Origin of the sequence: Amycolatopsis sp. NBRC 101858, from assembly GCF_030269325.1 — a bacterium.
Taxonomy (GTDB): Bacteria; Actinomycetota; Actinomycetes; order Mycobacteriales; family Pseudonocardiaceae; genus Amycolatopsis; species Amycolatopsis ponsaeliensis.
Genome location: NZ_BSTD01000008.1, coordinates 277141 through 296197, shown reverse-complemented (window position 1 = coordinate 296197; position 19057 = coordinate 277141). Strand labels below are relative to the sequence as shown.

The window sequence follows — 19057 nt, the reverse complement described above, 5'->3', positions numbered from 1 at the left end:
TTCAGTGCACCTCGATCGTCGCGAGCAGGGGGTCTTGGCCGGGCTGGAGGCGCAGCCAGCACTCGAGCGGCTCCGCCTCGCCGGTCCGCGCCGAATAGAGCACGACGAACCCGGACGCGGCGGGTTCGACGGCGACCGTCATCGGCCCCGGGTTCCGCGCCGCCGGGGTGTTCCCGCCGGACAGCGTCGCCGTGCCGGTGAGCACGAAGTCCCCTTCCTCCACGGGGACCGGGGTGCGCGGGATCGTGACGTCGACACCGAACCGGCCGGACAGCCCGCGCGCGTCGGTCACCACGACCGTCACCGGGAACACCGCGGAAAGGACGTTGTGGCCGGTCGCCCACGCCCCGGCGCTGACCTGGTCGCTGCAGATCAGCTGGACCGTGACCGGACCGAGCGTCACCGGCTGCCCGTAGGCGACGGAAGCGGGGATGCCCGAGAGGATCCGCGTCCGGAGCACCTCGCCGCTCATCGGTCCGGCGTCGAGGTCCCAGCGCAGCTCGTCCAGGACACCGGCCGCGGCTCCGGTGAGCAGGCCCGACCCGGCGAGGACGGCCGCTCCGCGCAACGCGGTGCGCCTGCCGAAGGGGGCCATCTCAGCGCACCTCGAGCGTCGCGAGCAGCGGATCCTGGTCCGAGGCGAGCCCGGCCTCGAAGCCGAGTGGGGTCGCGGCGCCCGAACCGGTCCGGTACAGGGTCAGCACCCCGGCGGCTCCGGACGTGGCCGCGACGGTCATCGGCCCGGCGTTGCGCGGCCCGGACGCCGGCTCGGCGAGCGTCGCCGTGCCGGTGAGGACCAGTTCCGCCCGCTCGTCGGGGACCACCGTCCGGGGAAACTCCACGGCCACCGGGAGCCGGCCGGACAGCTGCCGGGCGTCGGTGACCACGACGTGCGCGGTGACCTTCGCCGACACCGCGTCGTACCCGGCCGCCCTGGCCATGCCGCCGAGGAGGTCCTTCCCGACGAGCTGCACGATCACCGGGCCGAACACCACCGGCTCCCCGTAGCGGACCACCTCGGGCACCCCGGAGACGATCCGCGACCGCAGGGGGCCGACACCGCCGATGTGGGTCGAGTGCAGCTCCCACGTGAGTTCGCGGGTCCCCGCGCCGGCTCGCCCCGGCACGGCCGCGCCGGCGGCGAACACCGCGGCCCCGCGCAAGGCCGTCCGTCTGCCGAAGGCCATCACCGCACCTCGATCCGGGCGACGACGGTGTCCTGCTGCGCCGGGTTCAGCCGGGGTGCGCCCGTGACCTCGGTGGGTGCCCCGCTCCCCCGGCGGTAGAAGGTCAGGACGGCGGCCGGGTCCGGGTCGAGCGCGATGGTCGTGACACCCGGGTTGCGCGCGGACGGCAGGACGGGCGTGCCGGTCAGGATCGCCGTGCCGGTGAGCACGAACTCCGCCTGCGTCGTGGGCACCGGGGTGCGCGGGAACGTGACGGTGATCGGCAGCCGGCCGGACAGCCCGCGTGCGTCCGCGACGACGACGGACGCGGTGACGATCGCGGAGACCGCCTGGTAGCCGGCCGCGTAGATGATCATCCCGAGGTGCTCGTCGCCGATGGCCTGGACGGTCACCGGCCCGACCGTCACCGGACGGCCGTACTCGATCACCGCCGGGATCCCGGCGAGCAGGCGGGTCCGCATCCGCTGCGGGGTCAGGGGCGCGACCGGGACCAGCCAGGTCAGCTCGCCGGACTCGGCCGCTTCGGCGGTCCCCGGCGGGAGAGCCGTCGCGGCCGCGAGCACCGCGGCGCCGCGCAGTGCCGCACGCCTGCCGAACACGGATTTCATCGTGACTCCCCCCGGAACCGCCCTTTGCGGAGGCTAGCCACGAAAACGACAGCGGCACAAGGAAGTTCGGGACTCCGGCCGTTTTTCATCCGATTCCGACAAATTTTCCGCACAGGACCGAACGGACGATTGATGCCTGCCTTCACCCGGTGTTACGTTCACGTGGCTTGGGCGGTTTGCCCGCCGTTGGCCACTGGGGGGATACAGATGGGCCGTCTGCGCGTCCTGTTGTGCGGTGCGCTGGTCGCCGCCGTGACACCCGGGTTCTGTGAAGTTCCGGCCACCGCTGTGTCCATTGTAGACAGCAGGGTTCAGGTCGCCGATCCCGCCGCCACCGCGCGGAAACTCGTCCGGCGGCTGGCCGGCAAGGATCCGCGAGCCGCGGTGCGGGCCGACGCCTGGGTCGCCTGGGCCGACGAGAACGACGACGTCGTCTACGACTTCCTCGACTTCGGGCTCGCCGCCGCGGAACAGCGCGCCGCGGAGACCGCTTCGGCCGACGCCGACTTCTGCCGTCGGGTGCTCCTGACCTACACCGCGGCCTACGCACCGGAGGTCAACGCCGCCGCGCAACGGGCGTTGCTCGGCACCGACTCGGACCGGGAACTTTTCGTGCGCAGTGGTTTCGCGGCCGCGGAGCAGCGTGACCGGCTCGCCCGGGAAGCGGACGGCGAACAGGCGCAGGCCATCGTCGAAGCGGACCGGCAGTACGTCCGCACGCTCGCCACGCACGACCCCGGCGCCCAGGTGCGCGCCGCCGCCGCGTGGGCGACGCGGCCGGACGCCACCGACGCCGACATCGTCGAGTTCTTCGCCTACGGCTGGGCGACCGGCGCGGAACTGGACCTCGAAGCCCACCGCCTGCGCGACGCCGAGCAGGAAGCACGCTGGCTGGCCACGGTGCGGCGGCTGATCGTCGACGCCCAGGAAGCGGAACGCGCTGCGCTCGACGCCGCCGACGAGGTCGAGGCCCAGTTGCGGGACGCCGCCGCGCGGGCGTGGCAGCGGGTCGGTGCCCAGACCGGGCCACCGCGCACGGCGTGGGCGGAGGCCGGGCAGGTCGCGCGTGACCAGGCCGCGAACTGGGCCGCGATCGCCGCCGCCGCGCAGGCCGCGACCGGGCCGAACTGGCGGGCCGTGCGCGATGCGGCCGATCCCACCCGAGCTGCCTGGGCGGCCGAACAGGACTGGGCGGCCGAGCAGGCCGGGTTCTGGGCCGGTTTGCTCGCCCAAGCCGCCGACGGCGAAACCCGGATGCGGAATCCGCAATTCGCGACGGTTCGGTAAGCGCTTTCCCTTCTCTTACGACAGGACGCGGAAAAATGCCGCACGGAATCGTCACGAAGGTGCTCGCCCTGGTGCTGGCGTTCACCGTGTTCGCCACCACCGACGTCAACGCCCTCACGCCGGCCCCCGTCGCGGTAACCGCCGAAGACCCACGGCCGATCCCGCACACCGAGTACCCGGGCTGGGACGGCGAAACGGGGATGGGCGAGGCGCTCGACCCCCGGCTGTGGAAGCTCGTGTCCGACATCGCGCAGCTGTCCGAAGAGCCCGAGGTCCGGGAGGCGGCGCAGGCCGCGCTGGACGCCGGGACCGAGGACGCGATCTGGGAGTTCCTCGACACCGGCGAGGTCGAAGCGCAGCAGCGGGCCGAGGCTCGCCGCAACGAGACGGCCCGGCTGAACCGCGAAGCCGTGCTGGACCTGCGTGGCACCGGCGGCCCGATCTTCAACGCCGAGGTCGAGCGGGTGCTGTCCGGGTCGGACGCCGACCGTGCCGCGTTCCTGGACTACGGCCGGGGCATCGCCACCGAGCGGGACGAGCGCACCCGGCGGAACACCCAGGCCCGCGCCGACGAGCTGCGAGCGCGGGTGACGGCGCTGGTGGGCTCGGTCGGCCCGGAGGTCAAGCTCGCCGCGCAGCAGGCGCTCGCGGCCGGGGACGCGGCGATCGTGGCGTTCTTCAACGGCGGGTACGTCGCGGCCGCGCAGCGCGACGCCGCCAACCGCGAGCAGTACCTGAAGGACCTCGAAGAGCGGAACAAGGCCGCCGAGGCGGCGAGCGACCTGGCCCAGCGCGCCGCCCGGGCGTCCCGGGCCCGGCAGAACCTCCTGGTCGCGAACGGCCGCGGCGTCCGGTCGCTGCAGCGCGCGGCGAACGCGATGGTCTCGGCGGGCACCGCGGCCCGCCAGGCGGCGCAGATCCTGGCCGCGAACACCGCGGGCGGCCACCACTCCCCCGAGACGTTCAGCCTGGCGCGCCAGGAAGTCCAGCGGCAGCTCGATCTCGCGGGCCAGGCGGCGACGGAAGCCCAGAACGCCTCGGTGGCGGCGACGGCGGAAGCGAACATCCTGGTCGAGGTGGGCCTGCCGTACGGCGCCGACTGGGCGCAGCTGGCCCGCGGCATGGCGTCCGCGTCGCAGGCGGCGGTACTCGCGGTCCAGACGGCCCAGCACGCCCTCGACGCGACCATGGCCACGGATGCGGCGATCGGCCACCAGAACGAGGCCGCGGCCCGGGCGGAGGAGGCGCGGCAGTGGCGTCTGCACGCGGACGAACACGCCGCCCAGGCGGCGTCCCTGGCCGCGGCGGCCGCGGACCAGGCCAAGGCGGCGAAGGACGCCGCCGAGCGGGCCAGGCAGGCCCGGGTGTCCGCCCAGGTGGCCCGCGACGAGGCCTACCAGGGCATGCAACGCAGCTACGACGCACTCCGGGAGGCGCAGGACCAGGCGGGCAAGGCTCGCAACGCCCGTGCGGAGGCCGAGCGCCAGCGCGACGAAGCCGCCCGTTACCGCCAGCAAGCCGACTCGGCCGCGGCCGAGGCGAGCAGGGCGCGCGGTGAGGCCGAGGCGAAGAAGCGGGAAGCGGCCGCGGCCCTGTCGCGCGCCCTCACCCAGGAGGGCATCGCGGCCGGCTGCGAGAGCACCGCACGGCAGGAAGAGGCGAACGCCAAGACCGCGCGGGACACGGCGTGGGCGGCCCAGCGGGCCGGGAACGCCGCCGAAGCCCGGGCGCAGGCACTCGAAGCCTCCGCGGCGGCGGCGAGGGGAACCGCGCAGGAGGCACCCGCCTGGGCAGCCGCCCAGGAAGCTCGCCGAGACGCCCGCGACGCGGCGGATGCGGCCCGGGGTGCGCAGGATGCCGCCAACCGGGCGACCGGTGCCGCCGCGCGGGCCCGCGAAGCGGCTACCAAGGCGACTGCGGCCGCCGCGGCCTCCCGTGCCGCGGCGCAGGACGCGGAGACCGCCGCGGCGAACGCGGACCTGGCCGCGGGCCGGGCCGAATCCGCGGCCGCCGACACCCACCTGGCCGCCATGCGCGCGAACGCCGCGGCTGCCACGGCAACAGCCGAAGAGGTCAACGCCGCCGACGCCGCTCGCAACGCGGCCGCGCTCGCCGAGCAGGCGACGGAACAGGCCCGGCTGGCGACGGTCGACGCCGTCCGGGCCGGGCAGAGCGCGAACGAGTCGTTCGGCGAGGCCGTTTCCGCCGCGACCCAGGCGAACCTCGCCGGCCGGGCGGCGCTCGCGGCCCGGCAGTCGTCGGCCGCCATCACCGCACCGGCGAACACCGCGATCGTCGTGGTGGCCCCGTTCACCGGAGCCGACCTCGACGCCGACTTCGTCGCCGAGGTCGCGGCGCAGGCCCAGGCCGTGGGCGACGAGCAGGCGCAAGCCGCACAGGCCCGGGCGGGCGAGGCCCAGGTCGCCGCGACGCAGGCCCAGCAGGCCGCCGACAACGCCGCCGCCGAAACGAAGGCGGCGTTCCAAGCGGCGGCGAACGCGGCGAAGTCGGCCTGGCAGGCCGCGCAGTCCGTGGCCGAGGCGCAGCGGTCGGCGGCCAACGCGGCCACAGAGGCGTATTTCGCCCGGGCCGCGGCGGACAGCGCGAACGACAGCGACGCGACAGCCCATCGGAACGCCACCCAAGCCCGCCAGGAGGCGAACAACGCGCGCGCGGACGCGGCGATCGCCGGACTGGCCGCGGACGCCGCCGAAGGCCAGGCGACCGCCGCGCGCGGTGCCGCCACCCGGGCTGAGGCGGACGCCACCGCAGCCCGGGACGCCGCCACGACGGCCCAGGGTTACGCCGCCGAAGCGGCGGCCGCGGCGGAACGGGCGAGGAACCACGCCCAGGAGACGTCGAACGCGGCACAACGGGCGCGTGAGGCCGCCGCCGACGCACAACGCGCCGCCGACCAGGCTGAAATCGACGAACGGCAACGGGAAGCGGAGCACCGGGGCCTCGAGAGCCTGATCGCGTCCGGGTGCCTGCCCGACCTCACGATCCAGGACGCCGAACTGCTCAACTCCGACCCGGAAGGACGGGCCACGCTCGCGGAGTACCGGACCGCGGCGGCCGACTGCCTCGCCGGCCGGGACGTCGTCGACTTCCTGCTCGAGATCGGCGCCGAGGTCCTGCTGGAGTACATCGGCGTCGAGGACTTCAAGCGCTGCTTCGGCGACGGCGACATCGGGGCCTGCCTCTGGAGCGTCGTGAACGTGGTCGGCCTGGTGCTGCCGTTCATCAAGGGCAAGGCGATCGTGAAGGCGATCACCACGGTGGTCGCGAACATCGGCAAGTGGGTCCTGCGCTCCGAACGGCTCGAGAAGCTGGCCGCGAAGGTGCTGAACCTCCTCAACCGGCTGCACAAGTACTGCAGCTGGCTCAGTGTCCTCGGCAGTGGCGGTGGCGGCTTCGCTCCTTCCGAAGCTGCGGCCGAGGCACCACCCTCGGCGACGTCGGACATCCCGGACTTCAGCTGCGGCATCATCGCCTACGACAGCGACCTGCTCAGCACGACCGCTTTCGAAGCCCGCATCGCGATGGGGTTCTTCGACGCGGACCACAACATCGCGGTCGCCTACGTGCCCGGCTGGTCGTACGGGCCCTACCCGAACATGGTCGTCGCGTCCAGCGGCGCCGGTGGCGACTCGGAGATCCAGATCCTCGACCAGCTGAGGGCGCGAGGCGTCTCCCCGAACCAGGTCCAGGGTTTGTACACCGAACGCGCGCCGTGCAAGTCGTGCCGCAGCGCGCTACAAGAGGCGTTGCGGGACAACCCGAACGCGAAGATCTCCTGGTCGGTGCCGTGGGGTGAGTCGAGGGCCGAGCAGTCGGGCGCGAAGAACCTCCTCAAGAGCTACATCACCACCGCCAAGCGGCGGCGAGGACTCGGGTTCGCGCTGAAGATCGTCATCCAGCCCGGCGACGTGCCGGTGGCGCCCCTCGGCCGCGAGCCGGTCCCCCTCGCCACTCCCACCTCGACCGGAAGACGGCCGTGATGCTGAACCCCGAGCTCTTCGTCGACGACGCCCACGTGCGGCGGCTGAACCTGCTCGCCGAGCAGGTGACCGAGCAGCTGCGCATCGCGGGCTTCGCCGTGCCCTCCGACCCCACGGCGGCGGGCGGGGTCGAAGTCGAGGTCAAGAAGGTGCGCTACGCGCCGGGGGTGTTCCTGTTCTGGTACGTGCACCCGTCCTGGAGCCGGCAGGTCGTCGAGCGCGCCGACGAGGCCGACGGCCTGCGCTTCTTGGCGGTCAAGGACGTCATGGAAGAAGCCCTGGTGAAGGTCTTGCAGGCCGTGGGGTTCACCGCCCACCACCACGAGTACCGGGACTGGTCCGGCTGGGAAGTCCGCGACCCAGCGGAGGAAGAAGAGACACCGTGAGAGCACTCGCCACCCTGGCCGTCGCCGTCGTGGCGGCGACCGCGCTCGTCGTTCCCGCCGCGGAAGCGACCCCCGCACCTACGCGCGTCACCGCCGCCGCCGAGGTGCCGCCCGTCGCCAGTGAGTCCGAAAAGCTCCGCGCCGCCCGGACCCTCGGCGTCGTCCCCACCGATGCCATGATGCTGTTGCGGGACAAGGAATTCGTCATCGCCCTCTGGCGTCAAGCCACCGGCTCCGAAGTGCGCGCCTCCGCTGAACTCGCCTTCGCGGGCACCGATCTCGCCTGCACCGAATGGATCAAGTCCGGGATCATCGCCGCCAACGAGCGGGACCAGCAGCAGCAGATGCGGGACGCCGAGGCCGCGCGGGTCGCGCGGGAGGCGAAGGAAGCCGCCCTGATCGTGCTGGGCGTCACGCCCGAGCCCGAGCTGCTGATCCAGAACGACCGCGACTTCCTCGTCACCGTGCTCGGCCGGGTGAGCGGGCCGCGGGTGCGGGCCGCCATCATCGCCACCCTCACCGCCTCCGCGGCCGACCAGCGGGCGCTCATCACCGACGGCCTCCGCACCGCGCACGCCGGTGACCAGCAGGACGCCATCGACGCCGACCAGCAGGCCACCGAGGCCGAAAGGCTGCGCAAGGCCGCCGAAGCAGCCCGGGGACGCGCCGTGTCCGTGGTGCGGGTGATCCCGACGCCCGACATCGTGAGCCTGCCCGACGACGACGTCCTCCGGGTCATCGCCGATGGCGCGCGGCCGGGCAGTGAGATCGAAAAGGCCGCCGTCACGGCGTTGCGCAGCCGCGTCCGCGCCGACTGGAAGCAGTTCATCGACACCGGCGTCTACGCGGCGAACTGGCGGGACGTCGCCGCCGTGCTGGCGCAGAAGGCCGAGGCCGACCGGGCGCTGGTCGACGACATCCGGCACAAGGCCGTCGTGGGCGGTATCCAGCCGCGGCTCGCGCGGGCGGCCGAGCAGGCGCTCGCCGGCGGGGTCGACGCCGTCCGCGCGTTCCTCGACCAGGGGCAGTACGACGCGCTGACGCAGTCCTTCAGCCGCAACGCCATCAACGGCAACATCGCCGGGCAGTACCTGCGCGAGACCGCCGGCGGCGTGGTCGTCAAACCCGGCGCCGCGGAACCCGTTGCGGGCGAAGGGCTCGACGCGACCTGGCGGGTCGTCGCCGGGCTGGCCGGCGAGGACTGCTTCTCCCTCGAGTCACCCAGCAAACCGAACTACTACCTGGCGCGGTACTTCGACGGCGCCAAGACGCAGGTCGGGGTGCGGCCCGCGGACGGGACCGTCGACTTCGGCTGGAACGCCACCTGGTGCGTCGACAACATCCTGCCCGGCGCCGGGGTGACCCTGCGCGGCGGCGCGGACTTCCTGACGCGGCAGTCCGACGGCCGGGCCGGGCTCGGCATCGAGTTCTACTGGTGGGTCACCGAACCGCTGCCGGACTCGACCGAGATCACGGTGAACTGGCTCAACAAGTACCTGCCCGACTACGACCCCTACACCGACCTGCTGGTCTCGCCGCTGGGGCCGGAGCGGGTCGACGGCGCCGTGCGGTACCGGGACTTCCAGCGCCGGACCGCGCCCGGGCAGGTCGCCTTCCGCAGCTACTGGAGCCGCGGCGGCGCGGTGCACCCGCTGACCACCGGACGCGGCGCCGCGTGCGCGTCACCGGAGATCCTCGCCGCCTACCTGCGCCTGGGCGGGCACCCGGCGCTCGGCGTCCCGATCACGGACGAAGCCTGCACGTCCGACAAAGCGGGCCGGTTCGTGAACTTCGCCGGCGGCGGCTCGATCTACTCGGTCGACCGCGCGGGCGCGCACGCCGTGCTCGGCGAGATCCGCGCCAAGTGGCTCTCCGTCGGCGGGGAGAAGTCCACGCTCGGCTACCCGACCTCCGACGAGGTCACCATCCCCGGCGGCCGCCGCAGCACGTTCGAACGCGGCCGCATCGACTACGACACCGCCACCGGCGTGGCGACCGTCTACCCCGCGAGCTGAAGGAGCACGGCGATGACAAGCAGAACCCGGCTGGGGCTCGCGGCGGGCGCCGTGGCCCTCGCACTGATCGGGACGACGGCTCCGGTGCTCGTCCCGCGGGCCGAAGCCGCGGCCACGGCGGACGCGCCCCGGAGCGCCACCCAGGACGACAAGGTCCGGGCCGCGCAGGAGATCGGCCTCGTCGCGAGTCCCGACCTGCTGATCCTCACCGACCGGAACTTCGTGTTCGCGCTGTGGCAGCGGGCGACCGGCACCGAGGTGCGGGCGTCGGCGCAGCTCGCCTACGCGGGTGTCGAAGCGGAGTGGACGCAGTGGATCAAGACCGGCGTCCACGACGCGAACGCCCGCGACCAGGCCCGCATCCTGCGTGACGACGCCGTCGCGCGGGCGGCGCGCGAGGCCAAGCAGCGGGCGGCGCTGGTCAACAACATGGTGCCGTCGCCGGTGCTGCTGATCCAGAGCGACCGCGAGTTCGCCTTCGCCATGTGGGAGAACCCTTCCGGGCCGAAGCTGAAGCTCGCGGCGCTGGCCGCCTACCAGGGTGACGCCGCCGCGCAGCGGGACTTCATCCTCACCGGGATCTTCACCGCCCGCGCGGCCGACCAGCAGGACGCGATCGAAGCGGAGCGGGTGGCCAGAGCAGCGCGGGACGCGCGGGTCCGGGCCGCGGCGGTGGTCGCCGTCGTGCCGACCGAAGGCCAGCTCGTCGAACCGGACGTCAACTTCGTGCTCGACCTCTGGCAGGCCGCGAAAGCGGGCACCGAGGTACGCGCCGCGGCCGAGCGCGCCCTGCGGACGATGGACGACGTCCAGCTGCGGGCCTACGTCGGCACCGGCATCCACAGCGCGAACCTGCAGGACTGGTTCACCTGGATCCGGAAGAAGGGCGAGGCGGACCGGCGGCTGCTGTTCGAGCTGCGGACGCGCGCCGAGCAGAGCCGCGTGCACCCCGCGCTGGTCGCCGGGGCGAACACCGCCATGGCCGGCACGGACGACGACGTCGACCGCTTCCTGCGGCTCGGCCAGTACGAGGACGCGGTGCTGGTCCAGTCGATCCGCTCACAGAGCACCGGCACTTCCGGCTGGTACCTGCGCGGCCTGACCGACGCCCTCGTCGGCGCGGGGTCCGGCGCGGACACGGCGTGGCGGGTCGTGCCGGGCAAGGCCGACTCGACGTGCCATTCGTTCGAGTCGGTGGCGCACCCCGAGTACTACCTGCGCCAGCAGGGGCTGCGGGTGGTGCTCGCCGCGTCCGACGGGACCGACCAGTTCCACGCCGACGCGACCTGGTGCTCGAAGGCCGGGCTCTCCGGCGCCGGTGTCACGCTGGAGTCGTTCGGTGCCAAGGGAAGGTTCGCCCGCCAGTACACGACGCAGGTGTGGGCGGCCGACTCCAGCGGCCTGCACCCGTACGACACGCCGACCGGCTACGCGGCCGACGTCTCCTGGCAGATCGACGTCCCCTGACCGCTCGCGGTGGCCGGGACTGTCCCGGCTACCGCGGCGTCCACTGTGGATGCAACCCGCCGCTGCGCGGGGCCGGGAGCAGCTCGGTGACCGGGTACCGCAGTGGCAACGGCGCCGCGCCTGCGCGCAGGGCCAGTTCCATCTCGAACCGCGCTGCCGGGTCACGCAGGCTGTCGCCGAAGGTGGCCTGCAGCTGTCTCATGCGGTAGCGGACCGTCTGGGGGTGGACACCCAGGCGCTCCGCGATCTCCACCACGTTGCCCTGGCTGTCGAGCCACGCCCGCAGCGTCTCCAGCAGCCGCTCCTGCTGCTTGCCCGTCATGTCCGACAGCGGCGCGAACAGGCGGTGGCGCAGCGTGCCGACCAGACCCGTGTCGGAGTTGACCAGCAGCGTCGCCAGGTGCTCCTCGGCGCGCAGCACCGGGCGGGGCATCAGCACGCCGCGCTCGGCCAGGTGCAGGGCGTTCCGGGCCCAGCGCAGGGAATCCGCGACCGACGCGAGCGGGACGCACGGGCCGATCGAGAGCCGGCAGTCCGGCAGGGCCACCTGCAGCGTCGCCAGCCGCGCGCCGCCGAGCTCGCCGGGGACCACCAGCTTCGGGTCGGGCGTGTCGAGCTCGGCGAGGATGTCCGCGTCCAGCCCCGCGTGGCGGCGGGCCGGGGCGACGCCGTCGGCCGGGCAGACCGCCACCGGCGTCGCGTCGGTCGGTACCGGCCAGCCGATCAGCTGGGCCAGCTCGGCGATCGCCTTGGGGGACGCGGGCGGCGTCTCGAGGATGAGGTGCAAGAGCTTGCGGCGCCAGGTGTCGAGCGCTCCCGCCGTGCGCGCCTTCGCCTCCAGGTAGCCGTCGAGCGCGACGGAGGCGAGTTCGTCCATGAACGCCAGCATCGCGTCGGCCAGCTGCGACATCACCGCCGACGAGAGCCCGCTCCTCCGCCCCACTCGCATGATCCGCCGCCACGACACGCGCGCGCCGACCCGGTACGCCGACTGCAGCGTGTCGAGGCTGCGGCCTTCGCGCATTTCGTTCTGCCCCAAGCGGTGGTGCACCTCGTGGGACTGTTCCTTGGACACCGTCGGGTCGGCGATCTGCGCGACGAACAACGTGATCGCGTACTCGACGCCGGCGCGGATCGACTTGCCGTAGGGGCCGTCGAGCGGGCGGGCGTAGGCCGGGATGGTCGCGCGGATCTCGTCGACGATCTCCGCGGCGAGGCTGGCCAGCTCGGGACGCAGGATGTCGGCGAGCTTGCGGGGTAGTGCAGCGGGTGGTGGCGCAGCGTGATCGAATCCGCGCTCCACCGACATCGCAGCTCCTTTGCTCCGCCCCGGGACCCCGTGCCCGCGCACCCCGCCTGATGCGGGGTGACACCGGACACATCGAAAAAGTAGTCCGGAACGTGTCACACCTTCGAAGGGAAACCGATTTCTTGTCATCTTCGTGACAAGTTCACGAGGTCGGACTGCGGAACGCTGACAACCACCCCGCCGACTGCTCACGATTGTACGTACGAACGGCCGAACTCCTCCAGAGCCGGAGCCCTCCGGGACATCCCTGAGATTCTCGCCAACCACTTGTTTGCGTGACGCAAGTAGCCCTACCGTCGTCGTCATGCCGCACAGCCACGAGGACCTCGAGAGCGTCGTCTACCCCCTGACGCGGATCAGCGAAGCACTGCGCCGCGCCCAATCGCGCGCGGCCGACCCGACCCGCGTCGCGATCCTGCGGCTGGCCGCGGGCAAGGGCCGCGTCCGGCCGTCGGAGGTCGCCGCGGAGCTCGACGTGCACCAGTCGTCGATCACCCGGCAGACACGGGCCCTGGAAGACGCCGGGCACGTGCGGCTCGAGGCCGATCCGGAAGACCGGCGATCCTGCTTGATCTCACTCACCGAGCCGGGCTGGGACGAGGTGCGCCGCCTGACGAAGCTCGGGCTCGACCGCTTCGCCGACTTCCTGCGCGACTGGTCCCCCGAGGACGTCCGCCGGCTCGGCGAACTGCTGGCCCGGCTGGAGACTTCGGTTGCGGCAGCCAAGAAACGGCCGGGTCCCGGGCGGCGCTGGCAGCGGGAGGCGGACTGATGCGCGCCCTCCTCCCGGTCGTCCTCGACCTCGTCCTGCCGATCGGCGGCTACTTCCTGCTGCACTCCGGTTTCGGGCTGAGCGCGTTCTGGTCGCTCACGATCGCCGGCGCGGCCACCGGCGTCCACGCGCTGGTCACCACGCTCCGCCGGGGCAAGGTGGACGCGCTCGGCGTGCTGATCTTCCTGGAGATGGGCCTGTCGGCAGCACTGCTGTTCGTCAGCGGCGACCCGCGGATCGTGCTGGCGAAACCGGCGCTCTACCTCGCGGTCGCCGCCGTGTACGCGCTGGTGACCTGCTTCACCGGGCGGCCGCTGGTGCTGGACTCGGGCAAGCCGTTCGCCACCCGCGGCGATCCCGCGCTCGCCGACGCCTACGAACGCGCGTGGACCCACTCGGACCGGTTCCGCCGCACGGTCCGCGGCGTGACGGCGGTGTGGGCCGGCGCCTTCGCGCTCGACGCGGTCCTGCGTGTCGTGGTCGTCTACAGCCTGCCGCCCGAGCGCGTGGACGAGTCGGTGTGGCTTTCCCAAGTGCCGCTCGTCGTCGTGTTCGTGCTGGCCGTGGTGGTCACGCGGCTGCGGATGCGCCCGCTGCGGCCCGTGATCGAGGCCCACCGGGTCGCGGCGAGCTGAGCTCGCTTGTATCGTGTGCTTGATACAAGCGAGGAGGTCCGGACATGCCGTGGGACAACGTGCTGGCGGTCGCGCTCTTCACCGGGCTGATCGGCCTGGCGATCCTGATCGTGCTGTGGCCCGGCGAGAAGCACGGAAAGCGCTTGCTCGAACGCTGGGGCGTCCCGGACCCGGACGCCGCCGAAGTGGCGCTCGCCGTCCGGTACCTCAAGCGGCGCCGGATCTGGTACCCGTGGCTGTTCCTGGTCATCCCGCCGGTCCTCGACGGCACCGGGGCCGGCACGATCGTCGCGACGCTGCTGCTCGGCGGCCTGATCGCCGAGCTGTTCGCCCAGCGCCCCGCGCGCGGCCCGCGCCGGGAAGCCGCCCTGGTGCCGCGCACGCTGCGCGACGTCGTACCGGTCTGGGCGCTGGTGCTCAGCGGGCTGGCTTCGGCGGGCGCGATCGCGCACCTGGCCTGGACCCGGCAGTGGACGCTGCTGGCCATCGCGGCGGGCACCACGCTGCTCTGCTGGGTGATCACCGCGCTCGCCGTGCGCCGCCCGGCGGTCGGGGAACCGCGCGCCGACCTCGCGCTGCGCCGCCGCAGCGGGCGCGTCGCGATCGGGCTGGGCATCGGCACCTGCGCCGCCCTCGGCTGGCCGGCGGGCAACCTCGGCTCGCTGGTGGTCGTGGTCGTCGGGGTGGCGGCGTTCCTGGCGGTGACCGCTCCGGTGAAACGGCTGCCGGCGGCCGCGTGAAGATCGTCGTCGACACGGAGAACGGGCTCGCGCCGTGGCGGCAGGTGCACGACCAGGTGATCCACGCGATCACGACCGGAGCGCTGCCGGAGGGGGCGCGGCTGCCGCCGATCCGCCAGCTGGCCCGGGACCTGGGACTGGCGTCCGGAACGGTGGCCCGCGCGTACCGCGAGCTGGAGGCGGCGGGCTGGGTGGCGACGGCCCGCGCACGCGGCACGGTGGTGACGATCCCGGCCGGCAGCCCGGCTCCCGCGGAGCTGCTGCTCGCCGCGGCCACCGCCTACCTGGCCCAGGCCCGCGACCTCGGCGCCGACCTGGACACCGCCCTGAACGCGGTCCGCGCGGCCTGGTCGTGACGGCTTCAGCCACTCACGAGCAGCCGGCCCACCGCTTCCAGAATCGGCGTGAGCACCTCGACCTCACGGGACGTGCCCACGCACTCGGTGATGCCCGCGCCCACGACCTCGTACCCGGCCAGGGCGTCCAGCTCGGCCACCAGCCGCTCGATCGTCCAGCCGTCCGGCTCCGGGTAGTTGAGGCCGGGGAACTCCGCCGGATCGAGCACGTCCAGGTCCACGTGGACGTACAGCTTCTCCACGCCCGCCAAGGCATCCACCGACGTGACCGCGAGCCCCCGCGCGACCGCCGCCCGTTCCTCCGGGTCGAACACGCGGGTCCCCAGCAGCGCGGCCCGGCCCGGCTCCACCGCGGGCGCCGCGGCGAACTCAGGGTCGCCCTCGCCGAACAGCGACCGCAGCACCATGCCGTGGAACGCCCCCGAAGGCGACGACTCGGCCGTGTTCAGGTCGGCGTGCGCGTCGAACCACGCGACACCCAGGCCCGGGCCGTACCGGAAGCGGGCGACGCCGATCGGGACCAGCTCGACCCCGCAGTCACCGCCGATCGTCAGGACCGGGCCGCCGGGCGACTCCAGTGCCGCCAGCTGGGCGGCGCGGTTCGGGCCCGTCAGTTCCGCGCGCGAAGAAACCCCGCGGTCCACTTCGGACACCGAACGCGTCTGCCGGACGTGGTGCACCGGCCGGCCGAGCACGTGCCCGGCCAGCTCCGCGAGCGCCAGGCAGCCGTCCGGCAGCTCCGCCGCCCGCGGTCCCACCGCGCCCTGGCGCTGCGGGACCGCGTTGACCAGCGTCACTCCAGCACCAGCAGCAGGTCACCGCCCTCGACCTGCTGGACGGAGGTGATCGCCAGCCGGCCGACCTTGCCCCCGGCGGAGGCGGTGATCGACGCCTCCATCTTCATGGCCTCGATCGTCGCGACCGTCGCGCCGGCCTCGACCGTGTCGCCCTCGGAGACCTGCAGCGTGACCACGCCGGCGAACGGCGCCGCGACCTGCTTCGGGTTGCCCTTCTCCGCCTTCTCGGTCGCCGGGATGTCCGACGCGATCGACCGGTCGCGGATCTGGATCGGGCGCAGCTGGCCGTTGAGCGTCGACATCACCGTGCGCACGCCGCGCTCGTCGGCCTCGCCGATCGCCTCCAGCTCGATGAGCAGCCGCACGCCCGGCTCGAGGTCGACCTGGTACTCCTCCCCCGGCCGCAGCCCGTAGAAGAAGTCCTTGCTGGGCAGCACGGACGTGTCGCCGTAGGCCTCGCGGTGCGTCTCGAACTCCTTGGTGGGCGCCGGGAACAGCAGCCGGTTGAGCGTCCGGCGCGGGTGCTCCGCCAGCGCGGAACGGTCCTCTTCGGACAGTTCGGCGACCGGCTTCGCCGCCGCGCGCCCCTCCAGGGCCTTGGTGCGGAACGGCTCCGGCCAGCCGCCCGGCGGGTCGCCGAGCTCACCGCGCAGGAAGCCGATCACCGAGTCGGGGATGTCGAACTTGTTCGGCTCCGCCTCGAAGTCGGCCGGCGAGACGCCCGCGCCGACCAGGTGCAGCGCGAGGTCGCCGACGACCTTCGACGACGGCGTCACCTTCACCAGGTGCCCGAGGATCTTGTCGGCCGCGGCGTACATCGCCTCGATGTCCTCGAACCGGTCGCCCAGGCCCAGCGCGATGGCCTGGGTGCGCAGGTTCGACAGCTGCCCGCCGGGGATCTCGTGGTGGTAGACGCGCCCGGTCGGCGAGGCCAGCCCGGCCTCGAACGGCGCGTAGATCTTGCGCACGCTCTCCCAGTACGGCTCCAGCTCGCCGATCGCGTCCAGGCTCAGCCCGGTCGTGCGGTCGGAGTGGTCGGTGGCCGCCACGATCGACGACAGCGACGGCTGCGACGTCGTGCCCGCCATCGACGACACCGCGCCGTCGACGGCGTCCGCGCCCGCGTTGATCGCCGCGAGGTAGGTGGCCAGCTGGCCGCCCGCGGTGTCGTGGGTGTGGATGTGCACCGGCAGGTCGAACTCCTTGCGCAGCGCGGTGACCAGCCGGGTCGCCGCGGGCGCGCGCAGCAGCCCGGCCATGTCCTTGATCGCCAGGACGTGCGCCCCGGCGCCGACGATCTGTTCGGCCAGCTTCAGGTAGTAGTCGAGCGTGTAGAGCTTCTCGCCCGGGTCCGACAGGTCCGAGGTGTAGCAGAGCGCCACCTCGGCGACGGCGGAGCCGGTCTCGCGCACCGCCTCGATGGCCGGGCGCATCTGCTCGACGTCGTTGAGAGCGTCGAAGATCCGGAAGATGTCGATGCCGGTCTTCGTCGCCTCCTCGACGAAGGCGGTGGTCACCTCGGTCGGGTACGGCGTGTAGCCGACGGTGTTGCGCCCGCGCAGCAGCATCTGGAGGCAGATGTTCGGCACGGCTTCGCGCAGCGCGGCGAGGCGCTCCCACGGGTCCTCGGCGAGGAACCGCAGCGCGACGTCGTAGGTCGCGCCGCCCCAGCACTCCAGCGACAGCAATCCGGGGAGGGTGTTCGCGACGACCGGCGCGACCGCGAGGAGGTCCTTCGTGCGGACGCGGGTGGCGAGCAGCGACTGGTGCGCGTCGCGGAACGTCGTGTCCGTGACGCCGATGTGCGGCGACTTCCGCAGCCACTCCGCGAACCCGCCCGGGCCCAGCTCGACGAGCTTCTGCTTCGAGCCGTCGGCCGGCTGGGCGTCCTTCGCGAGCTTCGGCAGCTTCAGCGTCGCGTCCGGGGTCTTCGGGCGCTCGCCGTTCGGCTTGTTGACCGTCTGGTCGGCGAGGTAGGTGAGCAGGCGCGTGCCGCGGTCGGCGGACTGCCGCGCGGTGAGCAGCTGCGGGCGCTCCTCGATGAACGACGTCGTGACGCGCCCGGCGCGGAAGTCCTCGTCGTCGAGAACCGCCTGCAGGAACGGGATGTTCGTCGCGACCCCGCGGATCCGGAACTCGGCGACGGCGCGGCGGGCGCGGCCGACGGCGGTCTTGAAGTCGCGGCCACGGCAGGTGAGCTTCACCAGCAGCGAGTCGAAGTGGGCGCTGATCTCGGTGCCGGAGAAGGCGGTGCCGCCGTCGAGCCGGATGCCCGACCCGCCCGGCGAGCGGTAGGCGGAGATCATCCCGGTGTCCGGGCGGAAGCCGTTGGCCGGGTCTTCCGTGGTGATCCGGCACTGGAGCGCCGCGCCGCGCAGGTAGATCTTGTCCTGGCTCAGGCCGAGGTCGTCCAAGGTCTCGCCGGACGCGATCCGCAGCTGCGACTGCACGAGGTCGACGTCGGTGACCTCCTCGGTGACCGTGTGCTCGACCTGGATGCGCGGGTTCATCTCGATGAAGACGTGGTTGCCCTGCTTGTCGAGCAGGAACTCGACGGTGCCGGCGTTGCGGTAGCCGATCTGCTTCGCGAACTTGACGGCGTCCGCGCAGATCCGGTCGCGCAGCTCGGGGTCGAGGTTCGGCGCCGGGGCCAGCTCGACGACCTTCTGGTGGCGCCGCTGCACCGAGCAGTCGCGCTCGTAGAGGTGGATGATGTTGCCCTCGCCGTCGGCGAGGATCTGCACCTCGATGTGCCGCGGCTCGACGACGGCCTTCTCGAGGAAGACGGTCGGGTCGCCGAAGGCGGACTCGGCCTCGCGCGCGGCGGCCTCGATGGACTCGCGCAGCTGGGCGGGGTCCTCGACGCGGCGCATGCCGCGCCCGCCACCGCCGGCGACGGCCTTCACGAACACGGGGAAGCCCAGGTCGTCGGCGGCCGCGACCAGCGCGTCGACGTCGCTGGAGGGCTCGGACGACCCGAGCACCGGCACGCCGGCCTCCCGCGCGGCCTTGACCGCGCGGGCCTTGTTGCCGGTGAGCTCGAGGATGTCGGCGCTCGGCCCGACGAAGGTGATGCCCGCTTCTTCGCACGCGCGCGCGAGATCGGGGTTCTCGGAGAGGAAGCCGTAACCGGGGTAGACGGCGTCGGCCCCGGCCTTCTTCGCCGCGCTGACGATCTCGTCCACCGAGAGGTAGGCGCGCACGGGGTGACCGGGTTCGCCGATCTCGTACGCCTCGTCGGCCTTCAGCCGGTGCAGCGAGTTGCGGTCTTCGTGGGGGAACACGGCGACCGTGCCCGCGCCCAGTTCGAAGCCGGCGCGGAACGCGCGGATGGCGATCTCGCCGCGGTTGGCCACCAGCACCTTGCGGAACATGCCCGGTCCTTCCCGTATGGATCGGTAAGTCAACGCACGTTACCCGGTTCTTCCCGCTCTGCGGGAGTTCAGTACCAGGTGATGGACATCATGCGCCGCGGAAGATTGGCCGGGAGCGCGTCT

At 73.0% G+C, this 19057-nt stretch carries 15 protein-coding genes; 9 read left to right on the top strand and 6 right to left on the bottom strand.

Annotated features, from left to right (window positions below; genetic code table 11):
- Nucleotide 1: 1 nt before the first annotated feature.
- The 3 genes from QSK39_RS48465 to QSK39_RS48455 are packed head-to-tail and all read right to left on the bottom strand — an operon-like array spanning nucleotide 2 to nucleotide 1795.
- Entirely contained in the window at nucleotides 2-595 is a 594-nt protein-coding gene (locus tag QSK39_RS48465) for a DUF6801 domain-containing protein (RefSeq protein ID WP_285484616.1), read from the bottom strand.
- A gap of 1 nt (nucleotide 596) precedes the next feature.
- Nucleotides 597-1187: a hypothetical protein gene (locus QSK39_RS48460; protein WP_285484615.1), complete on the bottom strand. Its 591-nt coding sequence runs from the start codon at nucleotides 1185-1187 to the stop codon at nucleotides 597-599.
- Nucleotides 1187-1795 (bottom strand): hypothetical protein, encoded by a 609-nt coding sequence (locus tag QSK39_RS48455; RefSeq protein WP_285484614.1) that lies wholly within the window; start codon nucleotides 1793-1795, stop codon nucleotides 1187-1189. The genes QSK39_RS48460 and QSK39_RS48455 overlap by 1 nt, the downstream gene beginning before the upstream one ends.
- A gap of 207 nt (nucleotides 1796-2002) precedes the next feature.
- Here QSK39_RS48455 and QSK39_RS48450 point away from each other — a divergent pair, with 207 nt between their 5' ends.
- From QSK39_RS48450 to QSK39_RS48430, 5 genes are read left to right on the top strand one after another with little or no spacing between them, the layout of a single operon-like run.
- On the top strand, nucleotides 2003-3082 hold the full coding sequence (locus QSK39_RS48450; RefSeq protein WP_285484613.1) for a hypothetical protein: 1080 nt from the start codon (nucleotides 2003-2005) through the stop codon (nucleotides 3080-3082).
- Nucleotides 3083-3117: 35 nt separating this feature from the next.
- Nucleotides 3118-7083 (top strand): nucleic acid/nucleotide deaminase domain-containing protein, encoded by a 3966-nt coding sequence (locus QSK39_RS48445; RefSeq protein WP_285484612.1) that lies wholly within the window; start codon nucleotides 3118-3120, stop codon nucleotides 7081-7083.
- The gene (locus tag QSK39_RS48440; protein ID WP_285484611.1) at nucleotides 7083-7469 is read left to right on the top strand and encodes a hypothetical protein; all 387 of its coding nucleotides are present in this window, start codon (nucleotides 7083-7085) and stop codon (nucleotides 7467-7469) included. The genes QSK39_RS48445 and QSK39_RS48440 overlap by 1 nt, the downstream gene beginning before the upstream one ends.
- Entirely contained in the window at nucleotides 7466-9484 is a 2019-nt protein-coding gene (locus tag QSK39_RS48435) for an AbfB domain-containing protein (RefSeq protein ID WP_285484610.1), read from the top strand. The genes QSK39_RS48440 and QSK39_RS48435 overlap by 4 nt, the downstream gene beginning before the upstream one ends.
- A 12-nt stretch (nucleotides 9485-9496) precedes the next feature.
- Nucleotides 9497-10951 carry an AbfB domain-containing protein gene (locus tag QSK39_RS48430; RefSeq protein WP_285484609.1) on the top strand — a complete coding sequence of 485 codons (1455 nt, stop codon included), beginning with the start codon at nucleotides 9497-9499 and terminating at the stop codon, nucleotides 10949-10951.
- Nucleotides 10952-10979: 28 nt separating this feature from the next.
- Here QSK39_RS48430 and QSK39_RS48425 read toward each other — a convergent pair whose 3' ends face one another.
- Entirely contained in the window at nucleotides 10980-12260 is a 1281-nt protein-coding gene (locus QSK39_RS48425; RefSeq protein WP_285484608.1) for a PucR family transcriptional regulator, read from the bottom strand.
- 304 nt (nucleotides 12261-12564) lie between these two features.
- On the opposite strand from QSK39_RS48425, the gene QSK39_RS48420 reads away from it, so the two are divergent.
- Genes QSK39_RS48420 through QSK39_RS48405 form a run of 4 tightly spaced genes read left to right on the top strand, consistent with a single transcriptional unit; the run spans nucleotide 12565 to nucleotide 14763 of the window.
- Nucleotides 12565-13032 carry a MarR family winged helix-turn-helix transcriptional regulator gene (locus QSK39_RS48420; RefSeq protein WP_285484607.1) on the top strand — a complete coding sequence of 156 codons (468 nt, stop codon included), beginning with the start codon at nucleotides 12565-12567 and terminating at the stop codon, nucleotides 13030-13032.
- Nucleotides 13032-13667, top strand: coding sequence for a VC0807 family protein (locus QSK39_RS48415; protein ID WP_285484606.1), 636 nt, complete (start codon nucleotides 13032-13034; stop codon nucleotides 13665-13667). Before QSK39_RS48420 ends, QSK39_RS48415 begins: the two co-directional genes overlap by 1 nt.
- 44 nt (nucleotides 13668-13711) lie before the next feature.
- Nucleotides 13712-14407, top strand: coding sequence for a hypothetical protein (locus QSK39_RS48410; protein ID WP_285484605.1), 696 nt, complete (start codon nucleotides 13712-13714; stop codon nucleotides 14405-14407).
- Nucleotides 14404-14763 carry a GntR family transcriptional regulator gene (locus QSK39_RS48405; protein WP_285484604.1) on the top strand — a complete coding sequence of 120 codons (360 nt, stop codon included), beginning with the start codon at nucleotides 14404-14406 and terminating at the stop codon, nucleotides 14761-14763. Before QSK39_RS48410 ends, QSK39_RS48405 begins: the two co-directional genes overlap by 4 nt.
- A gap of 5 nt (nucleotides 14764-14768) precedes the next feature.
- Here QSK39_RS48405 and QSK39_RS48400 read toward each other — a convergent pair whose 3' ends face one another.
- Together QSK39_RS48400 and QSK39_RS48395 are read right to left on the bottom strand one after the other, a co-directional pair.
- A complete protein-coding gene (locus QSK39_RS48400; protein WP_285484603.1) occupies nucleotides 14769-15560 on the bottom strand; it encodes an arginase family protein in 792 nt (263 codons plus the stop codon).
- Nucleotides 15557-18934 (bottom strand): pyruvate carboxylase, encoded by a 3378-nt coding sequence (locus tag QSK39_RS48395; RefSeq protein WP_285484602.1) that lies wholly within the window; start codon nucleotides 18932-18934, stop codon nucleotides 15557-15559. The genes QSK39_RS48400 and QSK39_RS48395 overlap by 4 nt, the downstream gene beginning before the upstream one ends.
- Nucleotides 18935-19057: the final 123 nt, after the last annotated feature.